3 protein-coding genes are annotated in these 2,749 nt (G+C 71.2%); 2 read left to right on the forward strand and 1 reads right to left on the reverse strand.

Translation table 11 applies throughout. From position 1 onward, the window contains the following. Positions 1-922: pirin family protein (locus tag E1264_RS41795; RefSeq protein ID WP_132182997.1), on the reverse strand; the 922-nt coding region annotated here is incomplete at its 3' end. A gap of 107 nt (positions 923-1,029) precedes the next feature. Here E1264_RS41795 and E1264_RS41800 point away from each other — a divergent pair. Both E1264_RS41800 and E1264_RS41805 read left to right on the forward strand, forming a co-directional pair. After that, on the forward strand, positions 1,030-2,079 hold the full coding sequence (locus tag E1264_RS41800; protein WP_132182999.1) for a biotin/lipoate A/B protein ligase family protein: 1,050 nt from the start codon (positions 1,030-1,032) through the stop codon (positions 2,077-2,079). A gap of 163 nt (positions 2,080-2,242) precedes the next feature. Next, positions 2,243-2,749, forward strand: a 507-nt coding sequence (locus tag E1264_RS41805; RefSeq protein WP_132183001.1) for a TerD family protein, incomplete at its 3' end; no start/stop codon positions are given.

A 2,749-nucleotide genomic window follows, 5' to 3' on the forward strand; every position in this document is an offset into this window, starting at 1 on the left:
GTGCCGGGATGGGCGGGCCGTCGTAGCCGCGGACTTCGCCGAAGCGGTCGCCGGCCATCCAGTCCTCGCGCGCCTGTGCGATCTCGTCGCCGGTGCGGCCGACGAAGTTCCACCACATGACGAGCTTCTCCTCGAACGGCTCGCCGCCCAGCAGGACGAGCGTGCTTTCGCCGTCGTCGGCCCTCAGCGTCAGTTCGCGGCGCCCGCAACCGAGGTAGAGCATCGAGCCGGGTTCGACCCGGGACCCGTCGATCTCCGTCATGCCCGACATGGTGAGCGCGGCGTGCTCGAAGTCGGGCTCGACCGGCACCCGCGCTTCGGCCCCGTCCGCCACGGTGATGTCCGCGCCCACGATCGGGGTGAAGGTCATGCCGGGCGAGGCGGCCCCGTCCAGTTCTCCCAGGATGACGGTGGCTCCGAACCCGGGCGCCTGCACGACGGGCAGATCGGCGTGGTGCTCGAACGCGGGGTCGGTGTGCCGGTGGGCGTCCGGTAGTGCGACCCAGAGCTGGGCCCCGTGCAGGATGGCCGGATGGTCGCGCGGTGACTCCTCCGAGTGCGCGATGGCCCGTCCCGCCGTCATGAGCCCGAGTTCCCTGGGCCGGACGGTCTGGAGGCTGCCCAGGCTGTCGCGGTGCAGTACCTCGCCGCCGTGCAGCCAGCTCACCGTCTGCAGCCCGATATGCGGATGTGGCGGTACCTGCATGCCCGGCTCGCCGGTGATGTCGTCCGGGCCGTAGTGGTCGACGAAGCACCAGGCGCCCACCATGCGCCGTCCCAGGCTGGGCAGGAGCCGCCGGACGACCGTGCTCTCGCCGAGCGGCACGCGCCGCGGGGGCAGGAGCTCATGGACGGGACGGCCTGGCACCTCGTCCCGTCCACCGCATTCGACCGGCTTCGGCCTGACGTCGAGATTGCTCACCGGCACCGTCCTTCCCATGACCGCCACCTGTACCGATGCCCCGGCGCGCCGTCCGCCAAGCCGACCGGCGGAATCCGCGGTAGGGCGGCGGGGTTCGACTGTATGTGATGCACGGTGAGTACAAGGTCCCAGGTGGCAAGCTCGTCGTCGCCGACGTGGACGTCGTGGACGGTCTGCTGCGCGACCCGAGGATCAGCGGCGACTTCTTCATGGAACCCGACGGGGCGCTGGAGGACATCAACGCCGTCCTGGACGGCCTCCCCGCTGGGCTCGACGCCAAGGCGATCGGCGCGCGCGTGGAAGCGGGCCTGCCTCAGGGCACGGTGATGCTGGGAATTACTGCGGAGGCCGTGGGAATCGCGGTGCGGCGCGCGGTCGCGCGTGCGTCGGACTGGCGGGACCACGACTGGCGGCTGATCCATGAGCCGCCGCAGGACCCCACCCTGCACATGGCGCTCGACCAGGTCCTCGCCGAGGAGGTCGGCGCGGGACGGCGCCCGCCGACGCTGCGGGTGTGGGAGTGGGCGTCGCCCGCGGTCGTCATCGGCAGCTTCCAGTCGCTGCGCAACGAGGTCGACGCCGAGGCGGCCGGACGGTACGGGGTGGACGTGGTCCGCCGCATCAGCGGCGGCGGCGCGATGTTCATCGAACCGGGCGACACGATCACCTACTCGCTGTACGCGCCGGAGACGCTGGTGGCGGGCATGTCGTTCGCGGAGAGCTACGCGTTCCTGGACGACTGGGTGCTGGGCGCGCTCGGCGAGCTCGGGATCAAGGCGTGGTACCAGCCGCTGAACGACATCACCTCCGACCAGGGCAAGATCGCGGGCGCGGCGCAGAAGCGGCTCGCCGCCGGGGCGGTGCTGCACCACGTGACCATGGCCTACGACATCGACGCGGAGAAGATGCTGCGGGTGCTGCGGATCGGCCGGGAGAAGGTCTCCGACAAGGGGATCGCCAGCGCGGTCAAGCGCGTCGACCCGCTGCGCCGCCAGACCGGACTGCCCCGGGAGGAGATCATCGACCGTATGATCGGGCATTTCCGGGGCCGGTACGGCCTGGCCGGCGACGAGGTGAGCGAGGACGAGATGCGCCTCGCCCGCAAGTACGTCACGGACAAGTTCAGCACGCCGGAATGGACGGCCCGGGTCCCCTGAAGCCCCCCGGTGTGCCCTGAGCGACCTGGCGGATCGCGCGCCGAAAGGCGGTCGATGGCCGGGCCGGAACTCGCCGGCGATTCGGTGCGTCCCTCAAATGCAGGTCGCGAGGCCGTGCGGCGGCCCGTAGGTTGATGACATCGATCGATGATGAGGAGCGTTCATGTCGATGCAGAAGGGCGCCAACACCGCGGTGCCGGTTCCCTCCGTCCGGGTCGAGCTCGGCTGGCAAGGGGGGCCGGGCGTGCCCGACGCGGATGCGTCCGCGCTCCTGCTGGCGGATACGGGACGGGTGCGCTCGGACGACGATTTCGTCTTCTACAACCAGCCGGCGCATAAGTCGGGAGCGGTCCGCCACGACGGGAAGCAGCGGGGGGCGACCGTACTGGACGTCCTGTCGATCGACCTGGACCGCGTGGAGCCCGCCATCGACCGGATCGTCGTCGCGGCGTCCTCGGACGGGGGCGCCTTCGGCAAGTTCCAGGGGCTGTACGTGCGCGTGGTCGACGCGGCGGCCGGGACGGAGGTCGCGCGGTTCGACAGCGAGGGCGCCACGACGGAGACGGCGTTCGTGCTCGGCGAGCTGTACCGGCGGCAGGGCGGGTGGAAGTTCCGCGCCGTCGGCCAGGGGTACGACTCGGGGCTCGCCGGTCTCGCGACCGATTTCGGG

The organism is Actinomadura sp. KC216 (genome assembly GCF_004348535.1).
Taxonomy (GTDB): Bacteria; Actinomycetota; Actinomycetes; order Streptosporangiales; family Streptosporangiaceae; genus Spirillospora.

What these genes read in the sequence shown, in the direction of transcription:
- E1264_RS41800 (WP_132182999.1), top strand. Translation starts at nt 1,030, where the DNA reads ATGCACGGTGAGTACAAGGTCCCAGGTGGCAAGCTCGTCGTCGCCGAC.